At 71.3% G+C, this 3,710-nt stretch carries 4 protein-coding genes; all 4 read right to left on the bottom strand.

Translation table 11 applies throughout. The features are described from left to right. A partial coding sequence (locus AB0O00_RS32445; RefSeq protein ID WP_363657895.1) for an asparaginase occupies nucleotides 1-650 on the bottom strand: 650 nt, incomplete at its 3' end. A gap of 72 nt (nucleotides 651-722) precedes the next feature. Further along, nucleotides 723-2,180 (bottom strand): amino acid permease, encoded by a 1,458-nt coding sequence (locus tag AB0O00_RS32440; RefSeq protein ID WP_363657891.1) that lies wholly within the window; start codon nucleotides 2,178-2,180, stop codon nucleotides 723-725. Nucleotides 2,181-2,188: 8 nt separating this feature from the next. Beyond that, on the bottom strand, nucleotides 2,189-2,854 hold the full coding sequence (locus tag AB0O00_RS32435) for a FadR/GntR family transcriptional regulator (RefSeq protein WP_363657893.1): 666 nt from the start codon (nucleotides 2,852-2,854) through the stop codon (nucleotides 2,189-2,191). 183 nt (nucleotides 2,855-3,037) lie between these two features. Beyond that, nucleotides 3,038-3,710 (bottom strand): beta-propeller fold lactonase family protein (locus AB0O00_RS32430; protein ID WP_363657889.1); only part of this gene is annotated, 673 nt, incomplete at its 5' end.

The following is a 3,710-nucleotide window of genomic DNA, read 5'->3' as shown; positions in this document are numbered from 1 at the left end:
GTGGCGATGCGGGCGGCGGCGCGGGCGAGGCCGTGCAGGGAGACGGCGAACAGCGGGGTGCCGCAGCCGTCGACGGTGACGTGCGCGACGCGCTGACCGGTGAGCTCTTCGACGGTCGCGGCGATCACCCGTTGGAGCGGGTGGGCGGGATCGTCGTAGTCGGCCGTCGGCCAGCCGTTGAGCTTGCAGAGGTAGAGCATCGCGGCGTGCTTGCCCGAGCAGTTCTGGGCGAGCCGGGAGGGCGGGCGGCCCTCCCGGAGCCAGGTGTCGCGGACGGCCGGGCCGTACGGCAGGTCTGGCACGTTGCGCAGGTCGTCCTCGCGGAGGCCGGCGAGGTCCAGGATCCGCCGGGCTCCGGCGAGATGGCGCTCCTCGCCGGAGTGGCTGCCCATGGCGAGGGAGAGCAGGTCGCCGTCGAGCGGCAGCCCGGCCCTGACCATGGCGACGGCCTGGACCGGCTTGAGGGCCGAGCGCGGGTAGCAGGCGGCCTCGATGTCGCCGAGCCGGATCCGGACCTCGCCGTCGCCGCCGAGGACGACGACGGAGCCGTGGTGGGCGCCCTCGACCACTCCGCCCCGGGTGAGGTGGGCGACGGGCACGTGGCGGGGCTCGCGGATCGCGGGCGCGTCCGCGAGGCCGCTGCTGGACATGACTGCACTGGACATGACTGCCTCGATCGGTGGTGGAGATGTGCTGCTGATCGGTGGTGGGTCCGTCAGGGTTCAGTCGTCGGTGCCGGCGGCGGCGCGCGCGATCCGTCCGCGGATCGCGTACCAGCCGGCGACCAGCGCTGCGGCGATCAGCGGGAGGCACAGCACGGTGGTGCGTCCGGCGCCGCCGTCGGCGTACATGAGGACCAGGACGGAGACGAGGAAGGCCAGCGTCACGAGCTCGGTCCACGGCGAGCCGGGCAGCCGGTAGCCGGGCCGGGTCAGTTCGCCCTGGCGGGTCCTGCGCCAGAAGAGGTAGTGGCAGACCATGATCATGCCCCAGGTGGCGAGGATGCCGATCGCCGCGAAGTTCAGCACGATCTCGAACGCGTCGGCGGGGACGACGTAGTTGAGGCCGACGCCGAGGACGCACATGCCGCTGGTCAGCAGGATGCCGCCGTACGGCACCTGGGTGCGGCTCATGCGGGCGGTGAACCGGGGGGCCGAGCCGCTCACGGCCATGGAGCGCAGGATGCGGCCGGTGGAGTAGAGGCCGGAGTTGAGCGAGGACATGGCCGCGGTGAGGACCACCAGGTTCATCACGCCGCCGGCCGCCGGGACGCCGATGTGGGAGAGCACGGTCACGAACGGGCTCTGGCCGGAGCCGTACCTGTTCCAGGGCAGCAGCATCGACAGGAGGAGGACCGAGCCGACGTAGAACAGGCCCACGCGCCACATGATCGAGTTGATCGCCTTCGGCATGATCTTCTCGGGGTTCTCGGTCTCCCCCGCCGTGACGCCGACGAGTTCCACCGAGGCGTAGGCGAAGACGACGCCCTGGATGATCAGCAGCATCGACATCAGGCCGTTGGGGAAGATCCCGCCGTTGCCGGTGATCAGGGACGGACCGGGGACGGCGCCGTCGACCGGGTGCCGGGTGACCAGCAGGAAGATCGCGATGCCCATGAACACCACCAGCGCGCCGACCTTGACGATGGCGAACCAGAACTCCAGTTCGCCGAAGATCCGCACCGAGATGAGGTTCACGGTCAGCACCACGGCCAGGGCTGTGAGCGCTATCACCCACTGCGGGACGCCGGAGAACAGGTGCCAGTAGTGGGCGTACGTGGCGACGGCGGTGATGTCGGCGATGCCGGTGGTCGCCCAGTTGAGGAAGTACATCCAGCCCGCGGTGTACGCGCCCTTCTCGCCCAGGAACTCCCGCGCGTACGACACGAAGGCGCCGGAGGACGGACGGTACAGGACGAGCTCGCCGAGCGCGCGCACGACGAGGAAGGCGAAGGCGCCGCACACGGCGTACGCGACGAACAGGGAGGGCCCCGCCTCGGCGAGCCGTCCGCCCGCGCCGAGGAACAGGCCGGTGCCGATGGCTCCGCCGATCGCGATCATGTTGACGTGCCGGGGCTTCAAGGACTTGCTGTAGCCGGTGTCACCGGCGTCGACGTGACGGGTCGTGGGGCGCTTCTCGTCTTTGAGGAACTGCTCGTCTTTGAGGAACTGCTCGCTCACGCCTCGGATCAGCCTTCCGTGGGAGTGTCCGTGCGCCTTGGGTGCACGATGTCGGTGAGGGTCGCCTCGACGCGGTGGAGGTGGTGGGACATCGCCGCGACCGCGTCGGGCTCGGAACCGTCGACCAGCGCCTCGACGATCGCCCGGTGCTCGCAGTTCGACTGCTCGCGCCGGCCGCCGAATTCGTTGAGGAAGGTGGACTGGCGCGCCAGTGCGTCACGGATCTCCTCGATCACCCGGCGGAAGACCGGGTTACGGGAGGCCTCGGCCACCGCCAGGTGGAAGACGGTGTCCAGCGCGACCCACGCGGTGGTGTCCGTCTCCCGCTCCATCCGGTCGAGCAGGTGGGCCAGGTGGTCCAGGTCCTCCGGGGTGCGGCGCAGCGCCGCGTACCCGGCGACCGGGATCTCGACGTGCCGGCGCACCTCCAGGAGGTCGCTGGCCGCGTAGTCGCCGAAGGTGGGGTCCTCGACCGTGTTCGCCACGACGAAGGTGCCCTTGCCGGTCTTCGAGACGGTCAGGCCCATGGCCTGGAGGGCCCGGAGCGCCTCGCGCAGCACGGGCCGGCTGACCTCAAGGGTGCGGCACAGCTCCGCTTCGGAGGGGAGCTTGTCCCCCACGACGTACTCGCCGCGCTCGATGGCGCTGCGCAGGTGGCCGAACACGGCTTCCATCGCGCTCACGCGGCGCGGGGCCGATCCTGCTGTCTGGCTGTCTGACAGGTTCACAGGGCCGATCCTGAGGCTTGCGGCGCAGCGGTGTCAAGGGGTCGGCTGTGAACGCTCACATATTCTGTGAACGCTCACATATCCGTCGGGTGCCCGGCGGCTCCCTCGCCGGGCACCTCGTGCCTCGGCTCAGCCGGCGATCGGCAGGACGGACGTGGGCTCGGTGATCGCCAGGGGCTCCCCGGCCGGGCTCAGGTGGCCGGTGGCCGGGTCACGGTGGAAGGCCGTGACCGTGTCGGAGCCCTGATTGGCGCAGAAGAGGAGACGGCCGTCGGGCGTGAGCGCGATGTCGCGCGGCCAACTCCCGCCACAGGGAACGGTGGTGATCGGCTTCACGGACGCGCCGAGGGTGCGCAGCCGGGAGGCGGCCAGCTCGATCGCCAGCGGCAGCCCGTCCAGCGCCGCGCACAGCCTCGCCACCAGCGGCCGGTTCGTGTCGGTGACCTCGAAGCCGGGCCGCGCCGCGACGGCCCGCCGGCGCAACAGCTCCACCGCGTCGTCGGCCGGGAGCGAGGAGACGTCCACGACGTGCTCACCGGTGAGCTGGAGCGCCTCCCGGCTGGTGGCCAGGATCCGCAGCTCGGGGGCGGCCGACAGCAGGTGCCACGCCAGTTGCGCACACGCCGGGGCGAGGTGCTCGCAGTTGTCCAGCACGAGCAACACCCGCCTCCTGGACAGGTGCGCGGCGAGCAGCTCCTCGACCCCGCGGGCGCCCACGTCCGCCACTCCGAGTGCGGCCGCGACGGCACCGGGCACCGCCGACGACTCGTGCACCGGCGCCAGGTCCACCAGCCACACCCCG

This window comes from Kitasatospora sp. NPDC093558 (genome assembly GCF_040683475.1).
In the GTDB taxonomy this organism is placed as follows: Bacteria; Actinomycetota; Actinomycetes; order Streptomycetales; family Streptomycetaceae; genus Kitasatospora.
Note: the sequence above shows the minus strand (reverse complement) of the source record. Positions and strands in the feature narration are given on the sequence as shown.